The organism is Paenibacillus catalpae (genome assembly GCF_900112695.1).
Classification (GTDB): Bacteria; Bacillota; Bacilli; order Paenibacillales; family Paenibacillaceae; genus Pristimantibacillus; species Pristimantibacillus catalpae.
Genome location: NZ_FOMT01000004.1, coordinates 118,079 through 138,798 on the forward strand (window position 1 = coordinate 118,079; position 20,720 = coordinate 138,798).

The 20,720-nt window shown below is 51.1% G+C and carries 15 protein-coding genes and 1 riboswitch; of the genes, 7 read left to right on the forward strand and 8 right to left on the reverse strand.

Annotated elements, in window-relative coordinates:
• Nucleotides 1-122 precede the first annotated feature (122 nt).
• Entirely contained in the window at nucleotides 123-695 is a 573-nt protein-coding gene (locus tag BM200_RS18340; protein WP_091188113.1) for a nitroreductase family protein, read from the reverse strand.
• An 18-nt stretch (nucleotides 696-713) separates the two neighbouring features.
• Nucleotides 714-1,670: a peptide-methionine (R)-S-oxide reductase MsrB gene (msrB, locus tag BM200_RS18345; protein WP_091188114.1), complete on the reverse strand. Its 957-nt coding sequence runs from the start codon at nucleotides 1,668-1,670 to the stop codon at nucleotides 714-716.
• A gap of 261 nt (nucleotides 1,671-1,931) precedes the next feature.
• Between msrB and BM200_RS18350 the strand changes: the two genes are divergently transcribed.
• Both BM200_RS18350 and BM200_RS18355 read left to right on the forward strand, forming a co-directional pair.
• Nucleotides 1,932-2,357 (forward strand): hypothetical protein, encoded by a 426-nt coding sequence (locus BM200_RS18350; RefSeq protein WP_091188115.1) that lies wholly within the window; start codon nucleotides 1,932-1,934, stop codon nucleotides 2,355-2,357.
• Entirely contained in the window at nucleotides 2,354-3,430 is a 1,077-nt protein-coding gene (locus BM200_RS18355) for a phosphodiester glycosidase family protein (protein ID WP_091188116.1), read from the forward strand. Before BM200_RS18350 ends, BM200_RS18355 begins: the two co-directional genes overlap by 4 nt.
• Nucleotides 3,431-3,553: 123 nt before the next feature.
• Here BM200_RS18355 and BM200_RS18360 read toward each other — a convergent pair whose 3' ends face one another.
• From BM200_RS18360 to BM200_RS18375, 4 genes are all read right to left on the reverse strand, one after another.
• Nucleotides 3,554-4,939, reverse strand: a complete 1,386-nt coding sequence (locus tag BM200_RS18360) for an NCS2 family permease (protein ID WP_091188117.1) — start codon at nucleotides 4,937-4,939, stop codon at nucleotides 3,554-3,556.
• A 258-nt stretch (nucleotides 4,940-5,197) separates the two neighbouring features.
• A riboswitch (purine riboswitch) is annotated at nucleotides 5,198-5,298 on the reverse strand.
• Nucleotides 5,299-5,520: 222 nt separating this feature from the next.
• Nucleotides 5,521-6,837: a 6-phospho-beta-glucosidase gene (locus BM200_RS18365; RefSeq protein ID WP_091188118.1), complete on the reverse strand. Its 1,317-nt coding sequence runs from the start codon at nucleotides 6,835-6,837 to the stop codon at nucleotides 5,521-5,523.
• A gap of 137 nt (nucleotides 6,838-6,974) precedes the next feature.
• A complete protein-coding gene (locus tag BM200_RS18370) occupies nucleotides 6,975-7,937 on the reverse strand; it encodes an N-acetylglucosamine kinase (protein WP_425434581.1) in 963 nt (320 codons plus the stop codon).
• Between the two features lie 107 nt (nucleotides 7,938-8,044).
• Nucleotides 8,045-8,917 (reverse strand): AraC family transcriptional regulator, encoded by an 873-nt coding sequence (locus BM200_RS18375; protein ID WP_091188119.1) that lies wholly within the window; start codon nucleotides 8,915-8,917, stop codon nucleotides 8,045-8,047.
• A 193-nt stretch (nucleotides 8,918-9,110) separates the two neighbouring features.
• Between BM200_RS18375 and BM200_RS18380 the strand changes: the two genes are divergently transcribed.
• On the forward strand, nucleotides 9,111-12,023 hold the full coding sequence (locus BM200_RS18380) for an S-layer homology domain-containing protein (protein WP_091188120.1): 2,913 nt from the start codon (nucleotides 9,111-9,113) through the stop codon (nucleotides 12,021-12,023).
• A gap of 77 nt (nucleotides 12,024-12,100) precedes the next feature.
• Here the strand turns inward: BM200_RS18380 and guaA are convergent, their stop codons facing one another.
• On the reverse strand, nucleotides 12,101-13,636 hold the full coding sequence (gene guaA, locus BM200_RS18385) for a glutamine-hydrolyzing GMP synthase (protein ID WP_091188121.1): 1,536 nt from the start codon (nucleotides 13,634-13,636) through the stop codon (nucleotides 12,101-12,103).
• 105 nt (nucleotides 13,637-13,741) lie between these two features.
• Nucleotides 13,742-14,617, reverse strand: a complete 876-nt coding sequence (locus BM200_RS18390; protein WP_091188122.1) for a polysaccharide deacetylase family protein — start codon at nucleotides 14,615-14,617, stop codon at nucleotides 13,742-13,744.
• A 239-nt stretch (nucleotides 14,618-14,856) separates the two neighbouring features.
• Between BM200_RS18390 and BM200_RS18395 the strand changes: the two genes are divergently transcribed.
• The 4 genes from BM200_RS18395 to BM200_RS18410 all read left to right on the forward strand — a co-directional run bounded on the left by BM200_RS18395 (nucleotide 14,857) and on the right by BM200_RS18410 (nucleotide 20,718).
• A complete protein-coding gene (locus BM200_RS18395) occupies nucleotides 14,857-17,103 on the forward strand; it encodes a helix-turn-helix domain-containing protein (RefSeq protein ID WP_175532922.1) in 2,247 nt (748 codons plus the stop codon).
• A 203-nt stretch (nucleotides 17,104-17,306) separates the two neighbouring features.
• On the forward strand, nucleotides 17,307-18,890 hold the full coding sequence (locus BM200_RS18400; RefSeq protein WP_091188124.1) for an extracellular solute-binding protein: 1,584 nt from the start codon (nucleotides 17,307-17,309) through the stop codon (nucleotides 18,888-18,890).
• A gap of 32 nt (nucleotides 18,891-18,922) precedes the next feature.
• The gene (locus BM200_RS18405; RefSeq protein ID WP_245773083.1) at nucleotides 18,923-19,828 is read left to right on the forward strand and encodes an ABC transporter permease; all 906 of its coding nucleotides are present in this window, start codon (nucleotides 18,923-18,925) and stop codon (nucleotides 19,826-19,828) included.
• Complete coding sequence (locus tag BM200_RS18410; protein WP_091188126.1) at nucleotides 19,828-20,718, forward strand: carbohydrate ABC transporter permease; 891 nt, start codon at nucleotides 19,828-19,830, stop codon at nucleotides 20,716-20,718. Before BM200_RS18405 ends, BM200_RS18410 begins: the two co-directional genes overlap by 1 nt.
• Nucleotides 20,719-20,720: the final 2 nt, after the last annotated feature.

Here is a 20,720-nt window from a genome sequence, read left to right on the forward strand (position 1 = left end):
TATTTACAACTATATATCTTTTTATTGAATCAGTCAATGATTACACGGGAGAAGTTATTTCCTATTCGTCTATTCATCTAGTAATGAAAAAAGCGCCCTCGCGGGCGCTTCTCAGGTCATGCTTATGATTCCAGCCAAATCGTCTTCTCGGCTGCCGGTGTCCGTTGTACATCCGGCGGGGTCATATCGGGGTAACCCATATAGATCATCGCAACAATCTGCTCGTTCTCGGCTAGACCAAAGGTATCCTTCATCAGCGGATGATACATCGGACCGCCGGACCGCCAGATCGCGCCAAGACCGTTTGCATGAGCGGCAAGCAGCAGGTTCTGGACCGCTGTATGGGAAGCCGCAATCTCCTCCACCAATGTTGCCCGCGGATCATCCGACGGGGAGCAGACGACTGTAATAACAACGGGAGAGCGATATGCCTTCACGCGTTCCTTGCGCAGACGTTCTTCCAGCTCAGGGCTTTCCCCGGCACCAAGCGTAGCAAGCGCCACGCGTGCGTAGCCTTCCCCAAGCTTTGCGCGGCCGTCGCCAGTCATAACAATAAATCTCCACGGCTGTGTGTTGTGATGACTTGGCGCCCAAGTCGCCGCTTCCAACACCTTCTCAATCAGATTACGATCAACCGGATCCTTCTTCACGCGTCCAATCGAACGTCTGGTTTGGATCGCTTCTTCAATATGCATCGTTTCTCCTCCAATTCGTCAGTTGAAATGGCCGACGTATTCCCCGTAGCCTTCCTTCTCCAGATCCGCAACCGGAATAAAGCGGAGCGAAGCGGAGTTAATGCAATAACGAAGTCCATTAGGTCCTGGACCATCGTCAAATACATGACCCAAATGGGAGTCGCCTTCCTTGCTGCGCACCTCGGTACGAACCATAAAGTGGCTTGTATCAAGCACTTCCGTAATGGCCGCTTCCTTCACCGGCTTCGTGAAGCTCGGCCAGCCGCATCCGGAATCATATTTCTCACGGGAAGTGAAAAGCGGTTCGCCTGAGACGATGTCCACATACAGACCCTCTTCCTTGTGATCCCAATACTCGCCGGTGAACGGCCGCTCCGTCGCGTTATTTTGCGTTACTTCATATTGGATAGGCGAAAGACGGGAGCGAAGCTCGCCTTCCTCTTTCCTTACGGTCCAATGCTTATTAATGAATGCATCGCGGCCGGAGCCTTTGCGGTACATTTTATAACGGAACGGGTTCGTCCGATGATAGCCTTGATGATAATCCTCCGCCGGATAGAACTCCTTCGCAGGCTCTATTACGGTTACAATCGGCTTATCGAATCTTCCGCTTGCTTGCAAGGCTGCCTTCGAAGCTTCCGCCTTCTGGCGCTGCTCTTCATTATAATAGAAGATAGCTGTCCGGTAAGATTCCCCGCGGTCATGGAACTGGCCGCCTGCATCGGTCGGATCAATCTGCCGCCAGAACACGTCCAGCAGCTTCTCGTAAGAATAAATCGATGGATCAAAAGTAATGTGAACAACTTCCGCATGGCCTGTTGTTTCCGAGCAAACTTCCTCGTACGTAGGATTTTCCGTGCTTCCCCCGGAATAACCCGATACAACGGACAAAATACCCGGTGTTTCTTCAAACGGCGATACCATGCACCAGAAGCAACCTCCGGCAAACATGGCTTGTTCTACAGCTGCAGTCATTTTGGCAACCTCCTTATAAGAATTGTGAGCAATCCTTACTTCGTAAGCGTGAGCTAATTAGCTTCATCTTTACTATTATAACGTATCCTTCAATTCCCACAAAATGAATGGCACCTTAATTAGCAATCTTTGTTACAATGTAGTGACAGCAGCAACCTATCGGCATCGTTCTTGCGTCGAAGATGTTAGACTAGTTTTACCCTTATTTTTGCAGTCCGTTCACTTGCCTCTTCTAATGAATGAAAACGAGGTGAACGCCCTATGAGCAATACCGCTTTAGACACAAGTGCTTCTTATGAGTCGAGACCACGCAAGGCTGCCAAGCAGCGTGCCTTTGTCATCTTTGTATGCGTATGGGTCATTCTGATCGCCGCCGGCATTACCGGCGCCAAGCTGTACAGCGAGCATGTTCAGCAGCAGATTGCTGCCGATGTGGAGCGCCAGACAGCAGGCCAGATTGCCGAAATGCAGAAGCAATACGAGGATCGGATAACCAAGCTCGAAACCGGTTATAAAGATGATCTGTCGCAATTGGAATCCAAGGTAGAAGCGCTAAATGAGCTGCTGACCTTCACAAAAGATAACGCTGATGTCAAAACCGATAACAGCAACAAGCTTTACAGCCAATTGAACGAAGTGAAGAAGAAGCTGAACGAACTGCAGAAAAATCTGGATGTGCTCAAATGAGTCCATCCATTCGAATGCTAAACCGGACGATGCTGCTGGCCTGCACACCGTTTGTCGCTATGTTGTTATGGCTCATGGTATCCAATATTTCGATTATACTCCCAGGCAGCAGCTTTCCTGAGGCAAGTTTTGAGCAGGAGGAGGCTGCGGCAGATCACACAAAATCGATTGCCAGCGGCCTTGATGCGGCCCATCAGATCGCTGCCAAGACCAGTGCCTCTATCAAGAAACAGCTGAAGCTGTATAACCAGACGAATGCGGACATGACCCAAATCGTGAAAACAGCCACTGCCCAAGCTAACCGTCCTTTAATTGTCTATGATAGGATCATTACGGGACGGCTGGGGACCCCATCAGGCACGATCAGCTCGGACAAGCTGCGTGCGCAATTATTCTACATAAAGGCCGACAACTTCCAAAGCTATGCACTGAAAATTAAATTGAAGTCAAACGATGCCATGAAAATGGTACTCGGCAAGGATAAAATTGGCGGTGCCGAAACGACCCTCGCAGCTGTACAGCGTAACGGCGCTGTTGCCGGCGTTAATGCAGGAGGCTTTGCAGACGGCGGCGGCAAGCGGTATCCGCTAAGCACAACGATAGTGAACGGCAGCTATGTAGAAGGCTTCGAGCCAACCCGTGCCGACTTGTTCTTCGTTGGTCTCAATGCCAGCAACAAGCTTGTCGGCGGTAAATTCACGAACAAACAGCAGCTCGACAGCTTAAACGTCAAGTTTGGCGCTTCGTTTGTCCCCGTGCTGCTGAAGAACGGCAGTCCGACGACGATCCCGACGAAATGGCAGGTCAGTCCGGCGCGCGCGCCGCGTACGGTTATTGCCAACTACAAGGATGGACAGCTGCTAATTATAGTAGCCGACGGCCGCAACGAGGGCGGCAGCTCCGGCGCGACACTAGCCGAGATGCAGCTGCTATTGCAGCGGTTCGGCGCCGAAGACGGCTACAACCTTGACGGGGGCGGCTCTTCGTCACTGATCTGGAACGGACGCGTTATCAACAAGCCGTCCGACGGGCAGCTTCGGAAGCTGCCAACGCACTTCTTATTTTTTAAATAAACAAAAACAAGCCCGGCTTCATGTCATGAAGTCGGGCTTGTTCTGTTCAACTCGTTAATCCATAGTTCCTCATAAACAAAAGCAGCGCCGGTCCAGCGCTGCTTTTGTCCTGCTATTATAATATTACTCTGTTCCCATGAAGACGTAACGTCCGATAATGAGAATCGCGAGTATCCACATGAGCCAGTGAACTTTATATTTGCCTTTGTTCGATACGTTAGCGACTGTCGCCAGAACAACATACGATACGATACCAAACGAGATACCGTTAGCGATGCTGTACGTGAACGGCATAAGCGCCAGCGTCAGGAACGAAGGAATGGCGTAAACCATGTCGGAGAAGTCGATTTCCTTCACCGATTGAAGCATCAACACACCAACGATGATGAGTGCTGCGTTAGTTGCTGCTGCAGGAACCAGTGCCACGACTGGCGACAGGAAAATCGCGAGCAGGAAGCAGACACCTGTTGTCACTGAAGTCAGACCTGTACGTCCGCCTTGCGCAACGCCTGCGGAGCTTTCTACAAAAGCCGTTACTGTACTTGTGCCCAGCAATGCGCCGCCGCTTACGGCGAAGGCGTCAACGAACATCGCTTTACCAATGCGTTTCTTGCCTTCTTCCGGATTTTTCATAAGGCCGGCACGGTTTGCCGTACCAACGAGCGTACCGAAAGTATCAAACAATTCAACGAACGTGAAGGTCAATACGACTGTAATGATACCAACTTCAAATACGCCAGGGAAATCAAAGTGGCCGATGTTCATCGTAGTAAAGTCAGGTGCCCAGTTGTTGTCAGTGAAGGTTTTCTTCACGTCAACTTGACCAAGAATGATTGAAATAACTGTTGTGCCAAGAATACCCCACAGGATCGCGCCCGGTACACGCAGTACCATCAGAATACCGATAATGAACAAAGCAACCACTGTCATTATAACCGTTTCATTCTCGAAGCTGCCGATATGGATGACCGTTTCCGAACCGGAAACATCCGTATAGGCATTTGCTTTAATATCGCCAAAGGCCGTTACGGCAACCGTCATCAGGCCGCTGCCTTTCAAGCCGACAATTGTAATAAAAAGACCGATACCAACCGTAATCGCATGCTTCAAGCTGTCTGGAACAGCGGTGATCAGCATTTGGCGGATTTGCGTCAGCGTCAGGATGATAAAGATGATACCCGAGATAAATACCGCTGTCAGACCCATTGCTATCGATATTGGTTTATCCGTAGCCTGCGAAGCAATAACGGTCGAAGCGAAGTATGCGTTAAGACCCATGCCAGGTGCCAAAGCAACCGGGAAGTTAACAAACAAGCCCATTGCAATCGTGAAAATACCTGCTGCAATTGCTGTCGCCAGGAATACTGCCGTCCAGTCAAGACCAGTTGGCGTCAGGATGATCGGATTGACCGCCAGGATGTAAGCCATCGTCATGAAGGTGGTCAGACCCGCCATAATTTCCGTTCTAAAATTTGTACCATGTTCCTTGAGCTTAAAGAACCGTTCCATTTTCCCATTAACCCCCCAAAATGTGTACAAGCCAAGGTGAAACGGCTGCGCCGTCCTATCGTGACGCCGCGCGTTTCAATTCGAAGAATTCTAAGCTCTCTTTATGAGATAAGAAACTCATAAAGACTTAGAATTGCAACAAAGCCCAGGAAAAGATGCGTAAATACGCATTTATCTCCTAGGCTCTGCAAAAAGGGGAAAAGTATACCGCGGACCGAGTCAATGTCATTCCGTATCATAACGAAATGACATTGCGCGGCACTCTTCCACTCTTTTCGTAGCCTGATCATTTACGGTGATCTAGTAGAGACTCTCAAGCCAATTCTTGAGATTATACGAAAAGTTATTATTTTATTAGTTGTTATCCGTAAATTAATATAATAAGGAACATGCTCCTTGTCAACGAATTTTTACGAACGTTCGTGTTATTTCACATAGCCAACATTCGTCTTTCACCGAAAAAATGGTAGTCCATTTGTCCCGACTTTGGCATAAAGTTACATCTATGAACGATTAATGGTGAGCACAGAAGGGCTGAGACAGCAGAAAAAGCCGCAGGAAGCGGCTTTTTGAAGGATTGTTTATTGTTTGAAGAAGCTCGGCAAGTACTTCTTGTTGGCTTCCAGCATTTCACCAAGCAAAGTTTTGGCGACAGAAACGCTTGGCACAAGCGGATGATGCACCATCGCCTGAAGGGCGGTCCCCCGGTCTCCTGTTACAGCGGCCTCGATGGTCAGCGACTCATACGTTTTCACTGCGTGCAGCAATCCCTTGATATGCTCAGGTACGCGCTGCAGCGGCAGAGGTACAGGACCTTGTGCCGTTACGACACAATTGACCTCGATGCTCGCATCCTCCGGCAGAAAGTCGATAATGCCGCCATTGCGGACGTTAAGCGTCTGGATGTCCCGCCGATCCGTGTACAAGGAATGCATCAGATTAACCGCTGCTTCGGAATAAAACGCTCCTCCCCGCTTCTCCAGCTGCTTCGGCTTCTCCTTCAGGTTAACGTCCTTGTACAGCTCGAACAGCTCTTCCTCTACCCGGCTGACGACATCGGCACGAGTGCCGTTCTTCTCCAGTGACTCCTTCATCTCGGCAAACATCGTATCGGTCATATAGAAATAGCGCAAATAGTAGGTCGGCAGCGCGCCAAGCGACCGCAGAAAGTCCGGATCCCAATCGAAAGCGGTGACGTTTGTAGCGGAATAATCCTTGCCGCCTCCGATCATCTCCTGCAATTTGTCTTCCCCTTTTACGTATGCTGCCGTAATCCAGTGAAGGTGGTTGATTCCTACAAATTCCGGCAGCACTTCGCGTTCCGAAACGCCGTATTGCTTGGCCAGGTACTTCTGGAAGTTGATCGGCGAGTTGCACAGCCCTACTGTTTTCACCTTGCTGTGCTTCAGCACCGCTTCCGTCACGATACCAGCCGGATTTGTAAAGTTCAGCATCCAGGCATTGGGCGCAAGCTCCTCTATATCCCGGCATATATCCAAAATAACAGGGACCGTCCGAAGCGCCTTCAGCATTCCACCCGGCCCAGTCGTTTCCTGACCGATTACGCCATGCTTGATCGGAATATGCTCATCCCGGCGTCTTGCCTCAAGCAGCCCTACCCGCATCTGCGTGGTGACAAAATCTGCTCCCTCAATGGCTTCCCGCCGATTAAGGGTTAGCCGCACATCGATTGGCAGCCCAGCCTGCTCCACCATCCTCTGCGCCAGCTTTCCGACAATCTCCAGCTTATGGCGCCCTTCCTCTATATCAACTAACCACAGCTCACGAATAGGCATCTCGTTATAGCGGTTTATGAAGCCTTCGACCAGCTCCGGTGTATACGAGGAGCCGCCTCCGATTACGGCAACTTTTAGACCTTGTTTTGGATTTGATGACATCTATCTCATGCCTCCTAAAAAGAATGATCACCCAAACAGCCAAACAGGCTGTTCATGATGATTCTTGCGTCGTAAGCATTAACTTAAAGAATGATCACCCAAACAGCCATATAGGCTGTTCATGATGATTCTTGACTTTAAAAAGTGATCCGGCGTAATGCCGCATCCGTATCAGCCGAAATCTGGATGCCGCTGCTGTCCATCGCGCTCATCACCGCGCCAATGACCGGATCAATCGTCAGCTTGACGATCTTTGCATGAGGTGCAGTACAGGCAACTTCAGTCCTGATCGCATTTATCATATGCGGTGAGCTGCCCTTCGCGAGTACGCTTCCCGTCAGCACAATATCAAAGCTGTCCTGTTCCATGCCAAGCCGTTTGATCAAGGCATTCACGGCATTTCCATGCTCGTATCCCGCTTCTTCCAGCAGCCTTATCGCAACGGCATCTCCCAGCAATGCGGCTTTGAACATGGTTTTGGATAGTGACTCCAAAGGCCTTACTCCATGGTCCAGCGCGTCATCATACATGGCTTGGACGGAAGAATACCCCATCTCCTGAGGGACAAGCTCGGTCAGAATCGAGGGCTGCTCCCGTCCTTCCCAACTGCGGACGGCACTTCGAAAGGCATGTATCGCCAGATCCGTACCGGAGCCTTGACCGTCTCCAAACAAATAGCCGAATCCGCCATACTGCAGCTCTTCGCCTTTAGCATTACGCGCAGCGGCATTAAAGCCGGTTCCGCTAATAATGACCGCCCCATAGGATTGATGAGTACCCGCACGCATCCCAATCATCGTATCGCAAGCGATATCGTGGCGGGGAAAATCCAGCGAATCAATCATCGGGCGGAGAATCGCGTAATCAGGCTCCCTGTCCGCTCCGGCCAGGCCAAAGTAGGCAAAGTCAATTTCCTCTTTGGTTGCTCCCCCCTGCCGAAGCGCCTCTGCGCATGCCCGGTCAATTTCGGTCCGAGCCGCTTCAAACGCGGTTTGATGGTTGCCGTTGCCGCCGCTTCCTTTGCCAAGCACGCGGCCATTCTCATCCGTAAGCAAAGCATGCGTCTTGCTTCCGCCTGCGTCTATTCCAAGAAACAACATAATAGCCACGCTCCTGACGACTTCATAAAAGTGCTGTTTGATTAATACCAGCATATAAAAAAAAACACCGCTCCTCTACTGATAAAGAACGATGTTCTGATACTATCTTACTGTTTTTCAATTAAAGTATGCGATCTGAGATCCGAAGGCTGCTTGCCGATATGCTGCTTGAACAGCCGGTTAAAGTTAGATAAATTACGGAATCCGCAAATATCCGCGATTTCGATAATTTTCTTGTCGGAAGCTTCCAGCAAGCTAACTGCGGCCGATAAACGAAGCTGGATCAAATAATCCATCGGAGAAGTGCCAACCGTCTGAACGAATAAGGCGCTGAAGCGCGACGGACTAAGATGTGCGGATGCGGCAAGCTCCTTCAAGGTCCACGGGCGGACAATGTCGGCCTCCATGGCGTTCAGTACCTGACGGACTGTCTCCATCCCCCGGGTATGCGAGGCGCCGCGTTCTTGTTCCTTCGCAAAATATCGGTTAACAAACGCCATGAACTGCACAAGCTGCGAACGGACGACTGCCTCGAAATGCGGTTCCCGGCGGGTGAATTCATCCCGCATCTCTTCGATCGCTCCGCCTAGACGGGCGAGCATCGGATGTCCGCGGTCGAGGAGATTATCGAACCGCATGCCAATCTCGCGGAACGGAATTAGCAGCTCCGGATCATAACGCTGCTCCAGCGCAAAGTATGCCGGATCAAACATAATGACCGTCATCATCAGCTCTTCATTCTCAAAGGCGCGGTGCAGATCATTCGAGTTAATGAGGATAATATCCCCTTCCCGAAACTCGTACCGTGTGCCGTTGATCAGATAATAGCCGCTGCCCCGGCTGATATAGTTAATCTCAAGAGCCGCATGCCAATGCAGCCGCTGAAACAATGGGCTCACGCCCTCCGTCTGGGAAATGACAATCGGAAAGGAGGAAGGCAGCTCTATGAGGTCGCGCGAGATGTCAGGAACAGGCTTCATGGGATTGCCTCCTGGAGGATTGTTAATTAATTGTAGTATAGCACCGGTTTCTCGCCGGTCAATTTCAATATTTACCGCCAATTAACAAAACCGCTCCTCCTCCTAATCCCCCTCTGATAATGGTCTTGTACACTCTTAATGCCCCTACTTCATCTTTGGGCAATACATTCGCAGACTGGCGGTGCATGACATTTTGAAATTTAACAAGCAAGCTCGAATTATATTCCCTGTGTTTGTATCGGCAAGTATTCTGTCGACGGGACTTACTGTTCCATCCCCTCAAGCAGCGGCAGCCGATAATGGAGCCCCGCAAGGCCAATGGCTGACTGGCGAATTCCACGCCCATACCTTTGAATCAGACGATGCCCAAAGCTCGCTGGAATCCGTGCTCGATCACGGCCTGACCACTTACGGCCTCGATTTCATCATGCTGGCCGATCATTTGCGCTCCTCCAAGCGGGACGATACAGGCGCCGACATTCCCGGCGGACCTATTCCGTTATCGAGCGGACTGCTCAATTATCAGGTTCCGAAGACGAAGGCGCTTCAGGAGGCAGGCAAATATGCCGGAAAAACGATTTTCTCCGGCTTCGAATGGGACATCCCGTCGCACGAGCACGGCTCCGTCGGCATTCTGACGGATGAGCCCGGCTCCAGCTCAGCGCTAAAGGCGGCCAACCAATTCGAATACCTGTTCACGAACCGCGATGCAACCTGGTTCAATCCGGATGACGTCACCCAGTGGGAAGCTGCCGACGACCGTGCGTATTCATCACATGCAGACAGCCTGACTGCCATCAATTGGCTTAAGCGCAACTATCCGGAATCCAGCTACATGATTGTCAACCACCCTTCCCGCGGCGTGGGCAAATATAAAATTTCGGACTTCCGCGACTTCAACAATACTGCTCCCGATATTGCCTTTGGCTTCGAGGGCATGCTCGGCAACCAAATGGAGCCGGATCGCGGCGGATACGGCACAGCATACGACCCTGCCAACCCGACGGCCAACGACAATTACAAGTACCGCTCCTACGGAGGCGTTGATTATATGGTCGCTAAGGTAGGCGGCGTCTGGGATGCCTTGCTCGGAGAAGGCCGCAAATTCTGGAACTTTGCTAACTCTGACTACCATTTCAAGACGATCGACACGAATTCGAGCGGCTACTGGCCGGGCGAATACGCCAAAAACTACATTTGGTCCGAAGGGCGAGATACGCAGGATATCCTGGACGGCATGCGATCAGGCAAATCGTTCTCCGTCTTTGGTGATCTGATAAGCGCGCTGGACTTCCGCGTTGCAGACGGCGGCACAGATGCCGAAATGGGTGAGAGCCTGCAGGCAACCGAAGGCGATAAGCTTACGCTTACCATCAAGTTTAAAAGCCCGGAAACAAACAACTATGAAAATCCGATCAACAGCGGGCAATTCGGCAGCATTAAACCTTCCGTCGATCATATCGACTTGATCGCCGGTGATGTAACAGGCCCGGCGGAGAAGGGAACGCCTGCCTACGACAAGGCTACGAACGATTCCGCCCATGTCGTCGCCACGTTCACGAGCGAGGATTGGACAACGGATGCAAATGGCTATAACGTCATCACGTATGATTTGCCGCGGGCAAGCAAGGATCAGTATTTCCGCCTGAGAGGCACAAATCTCGGCATGAATGTGCCGGGCGAGACACAGGATGGCAACCCGTTGATCGATCTGAAAACGACGACGGCAGAAGTAACGACAAGATTCAATGAAATTAATGACCGCAATTATAAGGACCTGTGGTTCTACTCCAATCCGATCTTCGTCGATGCCGCCGCGTACAGCGATGAGCAAGCCGTTTCGGACACGCTCGGCAAGCTGACGCTTGGCGATGTTAGCTCGGTTACCGCAAATATCCCTCTGCCAGCTGAAGGCGAGCACGGTGCGGCAATCGTCTGGGAAGAAACGGCTGACGCATCAAACGCAATCTCAATTGAGAATGGTGCGGCCAAGGTATCGCGTCCTGCCGCGGGTCAGCCGAATGCGTCCGTAACGCTTAAGGCGACGGTATCGCGTGGCGGGGTGTCGGAGTTCAAGACATTCTCTGTCACGGTCAAGGCGCTCCCTGTGACTTCAACTCCGGGCGGCTCGACGCCGAACCAGCCTGAGGCCCCAGCGACAACGGTGTCCGTCAACATCGATCCCGCCAAAGGCGCAGAAGGCAGCCTGAAGGATGTCGTGACATTCAAGCTGCCGGGCGGCGCCGTCACTTCAGGCGGTACAATTGGCGCGAGTATCCTCTCCGCCGGCCAACAGCCGCCGCTTGGCAATCTGCGATCGCTAAGCCCGATCATCGAAATGACGAGCACGGCGGGTACGACGTTCGGCAAGCCGGTGACACTGACGTTTAACTACAAGATGAACTCGGCTGAACCGGGCGGTCAGCCAGCTGTATACTACTACAATGAAAAGCTGAAGAAATGGATATTCCTCGGCGGGAAGGCCGACGGAACGGCCATTACAGTCGACGTGAAACATTTTACGACCTTTGGAGTGTTCAGCTATATTCCACAATCCTTTGCGGATCTCGACGCATCATGGGCAAAGCCGTACGCCGACCGCCTAATCGGCATGGGCGTGATCTCCGGCTATGGGGATGGCAAGTTCCGTCCGGAACGTCCGGTTACTCGTGCAGAATGGGTGAAGCTGCTTGCTGATGCGCTTGGACTACCGACAGCATCCGGAGCGACCAGTTTTGCCGATGACAGCCTTATTCCGGCTTGGGCCAAGGCGCAAGTGAAAGCAGCTACCGATGCGGGCTACGTGACCGGCTTCGAAGCAAGCGGCGGCTCCGTCTTTAACGGCTCGCAGCCAATCACTCGCGCGGAAATCGCTGTTATATCCGCACGCGTCCTGAAAGTCGCCGGTTCCGTTCCATCCGGCGCTGGCAAGACATTCGCCGACGCGGCGCATATCCCGTCCTGGGCTATCGACGCGGTTGGTCAGGCCGCTGCCGCAAGCATCATTGACGGTTATCTGGATAATACGTTCCGCCCGGATGCTAGCCTTACTCGGGCCGAAGCCGTAAAGATTGCCTATGCACTGCTTGACACTCTAAATATTTAGAACAAAAAACTCCCTTTCATCTGCTAAAACAGATAAAAGGGAGTTTTTCACTCTATACTGCTGAATTCCGCTCCAGCCTATTCCCACTCAATGGTAGCTGGCGGCTTGGAAGTAACGTCGTATACGATACGGTTGACGTTGTCCACTTCGTTGACGATACGAACGGAGATTTTCTCGAGAACGTCCCAAGGGATACGAGCCCAGTCGGCTGTCATGCCGTCGATGGACGTTACGGCGCGGATGCCGACCGTGTACGAATACGTACGCGCGTCACCCATAACGCCAACGCTCTTCATGTTCGGGAGAGCGGTGAAGTATTGCCAGATCTCACGGTCGAGACCAGCTTTTGCAATCTCGTCGCGCAGAATCGCATCGGATTCGCGGACTATCGTCAGCTTCTCTTCGGTTACTTCGCCCAGTACGCGGATCGCAAGACCCGGACCAGGGAACGGCTGACGCCATACGATCTCAGCAGGCAGGCCGCACTCTTCGCCGACTTTGCGAACTTCATCCTTGAACAGCGCTTTAAGAGGCTCAACCAGCTTGAACTTGATGTCCTCAGGCAGACCGCCAACGTTGTGGTGGGATTTGATCGTTTGAGCTGTAGCCGTACCGCTCTCTACGATATCTGTGTAGAGCGTGCCTTGTGCCAGGAACTCGAAGTCATCGAACTTCGCGGATTCTTCTTGGAAGACATAAATGAATTCGTTGCCGATGATTTTACGTTTTTGCTCAGGGTCATCGACGCCTGCCAATTTGCCCATGAAGCGGTCACGCGCATCGATCTTCACAACCTTCATGTCAAACTTGCCAACGAAGGTTTCCATTACGCCTTCTGCTTCGCCTTTGCGCAGCAGACCATGGTCGATGAACATGCAAGTCAGTTGATCGCCGATCGCTTTGTGGAGCAGGATTGCCACAACGGAGGAGTCAACGCCGCCGGACAAAGCGCAAAGTACTTTTTTGTCGCCAACTTCGTCACGAATTTCACGGATCGTATCTTCGATAAACGATTCCATCGTCCAGTTGCCTTCGCAGCCGCAGATGTTATACAGGAAATTACGGATCATTTCGTTGCCATACACGGAGTGACGTACCTCAGGATGGAATTGTACCGCATAAAATTTACGTTCCGGATGGCTCATCGCTGCGATTGGAGCATGCTCGGTGCTTGCGTCGACGCGGAAGCCCGCAGGCGGCTCGACTACAAGATCGCTATGGCTCATCCATACCGTTTGACGTGCTTCCAGGCCTTGTGCCAGATGGCTGCCTTCTGCAAAGTCAACTTCTGCTTTACCGTACTCGCGTTTGCCGGCGCGCTCTACTTTGCCTTCGAGCTGATGCGACATCAGCTGCATGCCGTAGCAAATACCAAAGATCGGCACGCCCAGATCGTAGATTGCCGGGTCAACCAACGGGGATTTCTCTTCATATACGCTTGCCGGTCCTCCCGAGAATACGATGCCTTTCGGCTGCAGTTCACGGATCCGTTCTACCGACGTGTTAAATGGCAGCAGTTCGCTGTAAACGCCCAAATCGCGTATGCGGCGTGCGATCAGCTGATTGTACTGTCCCCCGAAGTCGAGAACAATGATGATTTCATTTTTGTTCATTACCGAGCCTCCCTCAATTAATGTAGTAATTATATATATAGCCCTTCGGACGAGTCAAGGTAGGAGAACAGAGGAAAGCTCGATTTCTGTCGTCATATCTGGGCTCTACTTCAGATGAATGAGATTCGGAACGGTTACGAGCTCCATGTTCTTTTCCTTCAATTTGGCAATTACCCGCCCAAGCGCCTCCACTGTCCCCGTCAGATCTTCGCCATCACCACCCGCGGAATGCTGCAAAATAATGCTGCCATTCTGCGTTGCATCCATAATATTGGCGTAAACCTCATCGGCGCTTAGCCCTTTCCAATCCAGGGAATCGACGTTCCAGTTAATAATTTTTTTCTCCATGCTGGCCAGCCAATTGATCTGATTCTCCGTAACTCCTCCATAAGGAGGTCTTACAAGCGACGGCCGGTGCCCGATGTAGGTTTGAATCAGCTTGTCGGTGGTGTCAATTTCCTTCCTGAACTCTTCGTCGGACAGCTTCAAATAGTTCGGATGGCTGTAGGAATGGTTGCCGACTGCATGCCCTTCATTCACGATCCGCTGAATAATATCCGGGTTAGCTTCAATCCGGTTGCCCACGACAAAAAATGTCGCTTTGACGCCGGCTTTATTGAGTTCGTCAAGCACGAGCGGGGTAAACGTCTCATCCGGACCGTCATCAAAGGTCAACGCTACGCGCTTCTCTTTGGAGCTGCCCTGCAGCAAAAAAGTGCTTTTATACTTCTCGCGCAATTCCGCGAGCGTCAGCGGCTCCTCCTTGCGGACTGCCTTTTCCGATCCGTCTACCAGCTCGGGCGTATCATCCTCCGCATCTTCCTGTATGCGAATAGGCATTCCTTCGTCATTGGAATAAGCATTGGGCTGAGGGAGCGCCTCTTTGCCTTGATGACGCTCATTCCCCGTATGACTGCCGCATCCCGCTGCCGCAAGCGCAAGCATGCCGCCTATAACGAAAACTGCTAAGCCTCTAATCATGGTAAATCTCCCTTCTGTACATAGTCATGTCGTAGTTTTCCATTTTATTAGAATGGCAATTAGCGTGGAGTCTATTCATAAAAATGCCTTCCCCTAGTTGATTCGGAGGCGGGCTAGCAGGACTTGATTGCCTGTCCAAAACACTGCGATAACATAAGGCGAGTAACATGGATAAAAACGGCTTTATCCAACCAATACGAGAAAATCAAATGAACGTGTTACGGAAGGATGAGATTGAAATGCGAAATAAAAAATGGTTGAAACAAATGCTTTATTCCCATTTGGCTATCCTCTGCAGCTTTGGAGCTGCCATTATCTGCATTACATACGCCATCACGTACAGCGATCTTGTTCGGGATATTAAGAAATCCAACAGCAATTACGCCAGCCAGGTGGTCGACAGCATGACGGCATCCTTAAAGAATATCGAACGGACACTAGCCGGACAGATCGTCAAAAACCAAGCGATCAGTGATTTTTTTGACGCTGACAGAGGTGGCGGCGCAACAAACCTGACCAACTATAACGCTTCCAGCGAGATGGAAAAAATGCGCAATAACCCGTTGATTCATTCCGTGTATTTTTTCCGGAGCAAGGACCAGGTTGTGCTGACAGGAGGGTACATCACCAGCCTTTCCCGTTTTAAAGACAATCGTTTCATTCAAAATTTGCAAAACACCCCCCCTGCCTCCCGCTGGTCGTCTCTCCGCACTTATAGTGAATTCCCATTAATCGATCCTCCCGAGCGAGTAATAACCATGATTCAAAAAATGGGATCGGAAGGTTGGATCGTTCTGAATGTAAAGGCTGACCTGCTGCTGGCTGCTGCCGACAATCTCAAAAACCATTCCCGCAGCTTCATGAACATTACGGATGACCAAGGGCAGCCCCTCTATTCAACCGGACCTGAAAAAGGCCCTTCCAAGCTTTCGACCCGATTATATTCCAATTATTTGGGCTGGACTTTTTCGAGCGGGACGGCTGATGAGCACTTGCTCGGACAAGCAGCCTTTTTGTCCTTGATCCCCTTGACCATCATTGTTTTAACCCTGGCTGTCATCGTAGCGGTGATCCTGTATGTCACCAGGAGAAGTTACCGGCCGATCGAACATATGGTGACGAGGGTTTCTTCCTACCGCCAGGAGCTTAAAACCTCCGGTTACGATGAGTTTGCCATTCTGGAGCAGGCTTTCGACGATATGCTGGTCCGGATGAATCAAATCGATCTTAAGGAGGCCGAAAATTTGCAGTACAAACGAAGACAATTTTTCAGTGAGCTTCAGGATTATGAAAACGTCGTTCCGGCCGAGGAATGGCAGAACTATGTTTCCTTGTTTGATCTTCCGGAGCACGGCAGCCTGATCATCGCCATCTTGGAAATCGATAAATACGTCCCGTTGATGCGTCAGAATCGTCAGAATATGCTTGATTCCAAGCAGCGGCTGGAAAAACTGACAGCAGAGTGGCCGAATTTGCTGGCCCGAACCGTCTCTCAGAATTGGATTTCGGCAGATAGGCTCTCCCTGCTGATTTATGTTCCCTCAGACCTGGAGCACGGATCTGAAGGGCAGGATGAGCCGATGCAAATCGTGGTTTATGCCCTTGAGAAGCTCCGGATTCGTTCCGAAAGCGAACTGGTCTTTACCACTACTATGGGGGTCGGTTCCCTGGTACCGAAGCTGCCGCAAATTAAAAAATCGTTTGGGGAAGCTCTGACCGCCCTGCAATATAAAATGACGGCAGGCAGCAACCGGATTCTCGTTTATTTGGACATAAGGGACCGGGAAGAATCCGTTAACCCGCTTTATTTTAAGTGGGTAGAAGATTTGGTGCACCATTTCCGGATCCAGCAGTTGGAATGGAAAAAAGATTTTTCCCGGATCTTCGATCATCTGGAGGATCAATTGCTGAAAAACGAAGAAATGCAGCTCCTCTTCAACTATCTGACACACCGCTTTGCAAGGGAAATGGAGGATACTTCGCCCACGCTCAATGAATATTGGCATATGGTTACCTCCCCCCGGATGACCGAAGCGCTCAAAGAAATGGAGGAAATCCCTGAAATTCGGTCGTTGTTCAGCGAGCTGCTTGATCAACTTTACGAGCAATACAACGTTATGCTTGAGTTTAGTAGCAAAGATCACTTGATTTACGAGGTAAAAAAATATATTGAAGACCATTTTTCCGACTTTGATTTGTCCCTGAAATCCATAAGCGACCGCTTTGGCATTAACGGCAAATACGCCAGCCAATTGTTCAAGGAAGAATTCGAGATCAAATTCGTCGATTTTCTGATTGGGCTGCGGGTGGATCGAGCGCAAAAACTGCTGCGGGAAACCAACGAACCGATAAGTGAAATCTCGCGGCTGGTTGGTTATGAGCATGTCATTTCCTTTGGAAGAATATTCAAGAAAACGGTTGGCGTGTCTCCCGGCGATTACCGCAAGCTTATGCGGACTGCGGTGAGTCATGCCGGTCCCGTTTAATAAGCCAAATGCCCTTACTTTCGGCCGTGTTTGGCTTTTTCGCATGCTGTCTGAATAAGGTATATTTGCCCCATTGGCGCCTCTCCGGCGCCATTTCTGCTCTTATGTATAGGCCGCGGAAACTTGTAAATTGTCTCGCCTCACTCGTACAGGCTATAACGTAATTGCAACTCCAAATTTTATAGCGAGGTGAAGAAAGGTTTATGAGAATTAGAGTGTTGAGCTACGCGTTGTTGGCCGTCTTCGCTGCCGGCTTATTGGGCGGGTGTTCGTCCGAAAGCGGTAACGAGTCTCCTGCCGCGGCTGCGGGTAAAGCGGATGCGGGCAAGCAGGTAACTCTTAAGGTCGGAATTTTTGACCGCGGGAATGCCCCTGCAGGGTACACGGCTACGGACAACTATTGGACGGACTACGTCCAAAAAAATTTCGGCGATCCCAACCATATTAAAGTTGAGTTTGTTCCGATTCCGCGCACCGATGCCACCGACAAAGTCAACGTCATGATGACCAGCGGCGACGCGCCGGATATCGTATTCGCCAGCACCAACGTACTGACGCCTTATGGCTACGCCAAGGATGGCGGGCTGCTTCCGCTCGATTCGCTTATCGACCAATATGGTCCGAACCTTAAAAAGTATTTGGGGAACGCTCTGGACGTCGGCAAGGTTGACGGGGTGCAATATTCGATTCCCGGACGCCGCGTCAACACGGGCAAATACGAAAACCTGATCCGCAAGGACTGGCTGGACAAGCTTGGTCTGCCGATGCCGCAAACCACGGAGCAGGTGTATGAAACGCTGAAGGCTTTTAAAGAAAAGGATCCGGGACAAACGGGCGGTAAAGTGATTCCCCTCGGCTTGTCACTGACGCCGGCCTCCTTTGAACCGATCGTCTGGTCTTTCATTCAGGACGGCCTTACGGACGAGCAGCGCTACACCCTGTCGGAAAACCTCGGATATCCGTTGCTGCTCCCCGGCCATAAAGACGCAGTGAAGTTTTTGAACAAGCTCTACAATGAAGGCCTCGTTAGTCCCGATTTTGCGCTTGATAAAGATGAAAAACAGGTTTTCCAGGATGTCATGAACGGAAAAGTCGGCATGTTCAGCGATAACTTGGGCAATGCCTACATGGATAATCCCGGCATCGCCAAGGTGCTGACCCAAAACGTTCCCGGCGCGAATCTGGTCCCTGTTGATCCCTATACCAACAACGCCGGCAAACACTTGAAACCGGAATACGATCCTACGGGATTCTTCCTGATGGTTCCGGCTTCCAGCAAACGCGGCGCCGAAGCCATCAAATATCTCGATTGGATGGCTCAGCCGGACGTGCTCTTGACGCTGATGAACGGCATCGAAGGAGAAGATTATACGCTGGTGGACGGTCTGCCGCAGCGCACGCAATCGGAAGAAACCACTAAGCGGATGTTTAATTCCAATGACATCGTCATGATCACGCAGGGCGAGGATTTCGGCAGCAACGAGAAAAACTGGGCCGCGGCCGCGGCTATTGCGCCTGAACAATTCCGGCAGAATGTGATCGACGCTTACAAGATGTCGCTGACCGACACCACCCGTTATGCCAACTTCACCACGCCGATCGAAGCGGAAAACAAATATATGCCGACGCTGAGAGACAAATATGACCAGCTTATCGTGAAAAGCGTCATCGCCAAGCCTGCGGATTTCGACAAGGTGTATGACGATCTCCTTAAAGACTATATGGCAAGCGGCGGCGACGCCATTCTGAAAGAACGCACGGAAGCCTACAAGACAATGGCGAAATGACTGCTGTCAAATCAAACAATTGGAGGATCGGAATGAAACAACGATGGCTTTACTTTTTGCGGAATTGGCAATTGTATATCCTGCTGCTTGGTCCGGTCGCCTACTTCCTGATCTTTAAATACGGCCCCATGTACGGCATCCTGATTGCTTTTCAAGATTTCAACCTCTTCAAAGGGGTTACGGGTAGTCCTTGGGTCGGATTCGACGTGTTCCGCGAGGTTTTTGGCATGAGCGCCTTTTACAAGGCTCTCCGGAACACTTTTATGCTGAATCTGGCGGACCTGCTTTTTTCGTTCCCTGCCCCTATTCTGCTTGCGCTTCTTCTTAATGAGCTTACCCGGGCAAGGTTCAAAAAATGGGCCCAAACCATCCTGTATCTGCCTCATTTTTTATCCTGGGTCATTATTGGCGGCATCATGCTTCAAGTATTCGCCACCAATACGGGGATTGTTAACTTGCTGCTGGGGCAATTGGGGATTGATCCGATTCCGTTTCTGACCAATAAATACAACTGGCTGATCACCTACCTGGTTGTAGGAGTGTGGCAAAGCGCGGGCTGGGGGACGATCATTTATCTGGCGGCCATTACCGGCATCAATTCCGAGCTTTACGAGGCGGCGGCCATGGATGGAGCGGGACGTTTCCGGAAAATGCGGTCTATCACCCTGCCGGGCATCCGGCCGACCATTGTGGTGCTGCTTATTCTCAAGATCGGGGAAATCGTGCAAATCAGCTTTGACCGTCCGTATGTCATCGGCAATGTAAGCGTTCTGGATTTCTCGGAAGTAATCAGCACGTTTGTCTATAAGACGGGGGTTCAAACGGCCAACTTCTCCCTCGCAACAGCGGTGGGGCTGTTCCAAGCCATAGTAGGTATCATTCTGCTGCTTGCGGCAAACCGGATTGCCAAGAAAATAACGGGTAACGGAGTGTTCTGATGAAAGCTGTAAACCATAGACGGCCCATTTTGTCGGCACCAGGTGTATTCGAATTTATTAATATGGGGATCATCGCCGTGCTGGTTATTTTATGCCTAGCCCCTTTGCTGCATATCGCCTCCATGTCGCTTAGCTCCAACCGGGCTATTCTATCCGGAGAGGTGACCGTGTTCCCGCTCGGCATCAATTTCGAAGCGTACCAAAAAATTTTCCAGGATGCTTCCATGATCCGCTCGCTCCTGGTGTCGCTAGGATTGACGGCGGGTTATACCGCCTTGTCCATGCTGATGACCGTGTTTGCCGCTTATCCGCTGTCCAAACGGCTGAAGGGCGCAAAATTCGTCATGTTTCTTATCTTATTTACGATGTTTTTCAGCGGCGGCACCATTCCGGATTATTTGCTCATCCGCAGCCTGCATTTGACCAATCATCTCGGGTCGTTGCTGCTGCCTGCGATGATTAATCCGTTTTTCCTAATCATTCTTCTTACCTTTCTTCGTTCGCTGCCCAGCGGGCTGCTTGAAGCTGCGGAAATGGACGGCAGCAGTCATTTCCATAGCCTGGTCCGGATTGTCCTGCCGCTGTCGATGCCGGCGCTGGCTACGCTCAGCCTGTTTTACGCCGTGGGCCGCTGGAACGGGTTCATGGACGCTTTGATGTACATTACGAATCCGAATCTGTACCCGATTCAGCTAAAGCTGTATCAGGTCGTCATGAACAGCATGACCAACGATCCTTTGTCCATGCAGGGCGATCAGATCGTTTCCGTATTGCCGGAAAGCATCAAAGCGGCAAGCATTATGTTTGCCACGTTGCCGATTCTGCTTGTTTACCCCTGGCTGCAAAAATATTTCATCTCCGGCGTCATGATCGGGGCCGTAAAGGAGTAGCG

Bases quoted from the DNA above. Each gene is read 5' to 3' on its own strand.
- guaA (WP_091188121.1), bottom strand. From the start codon at position 13,636: ATGAACAAAAATGAAATCATCATTGTTCTCGACTTCGGGGGACAGTAC.
- BM200_RS18350 (WP_091188115.1), top strand. From the start codon at position 1,932: ATGAGCAATACCGCTTTAGACACAAGTGCTTCTTATGAGTCGAGACCA.
- msrB (WP_091188114.1), bottom strand. From the start codon at position 1,670: ATGACTGCAGCTGTAGAACAAGCCATGTTTGCCGGAGGTTGCTTCTGG.
- BM200_RS18365 (WP_091188118.1), bottom strand. From the start codon at position 6,837: ATGTCATCAAATCCAAAACAAGGTCTAAAAGTTGCCGTAATCGGAGGC.
- BM200_RS18390 (WP_091188122.1), bottom strand. From the start codon at position 14,617: ATGATTAGAGGCTTAGCAGTTTTCGTTATAGGCGGCATGCTTGCGCTT.
- BM200_RS18410 (WP_091188126.1), top strand. From the start codon at position 19,828: ATGAAAGCTGTAAACCATAGACGGCCCATTTTGTCGGCACCAGGTGTA.
- BM200_RS18360 (WP_091188117.1), bottom strand. From the start codon at position 4,939: ATGGAACGGTTCTTTAAGCTCAAGGAACATGGTACAAATTTTAGAACG.
- BM200_RS18375 (WP_091188119.1), bottom strand. From the start codon at position 8,917: ATGAAGCCTGTTCCTGACATCTCGCGCGACCTCATAGAGCTGCCTTCC.
- BM200_RS18370 (WP_425434581.1), bottom strand. From the start codon at position 7,937: ATGTTGTTTCTTGGAATAGACGCAGGCGGAAGCAAGACGCATGCTTTG.
- BM200_RS18340 (WP_091188113.1), bottom strand. From the start codon at position 695: ATGCATATTGAAGAAGCGATCCAAACCAGACGTTCGATTGGACGCGTG.
- BM200_RS18405 (WP_245773083.1), top strand. From the start codon at position 18,923: ATGAAACAACGATGGCTTTACTTTTTGCGGAATTGGCAATTGTATATC.
- BM200_RS18355 (WP_091188116.1), top strand. From the start codon at position 2,354: ATGAGTCCATCCATTCGAATGCTAAACCGGACGATGCTGCTGGCCTGC.
- BM200_RS18395 (WP_175532922.1), top strand. From the start codon at position 14,857: ATGCGAAATAAAAAATGGTTGAAACAAATGCTTTATTCCCATTTGGCT.
- BM200_RS18400 (WP_091188124.1), top strand. From the start codon at position 17,307: ATGAGAATTAGAGTGTTGAGCTACGCGTTGTTGGCCGTCTTCGCTGCC.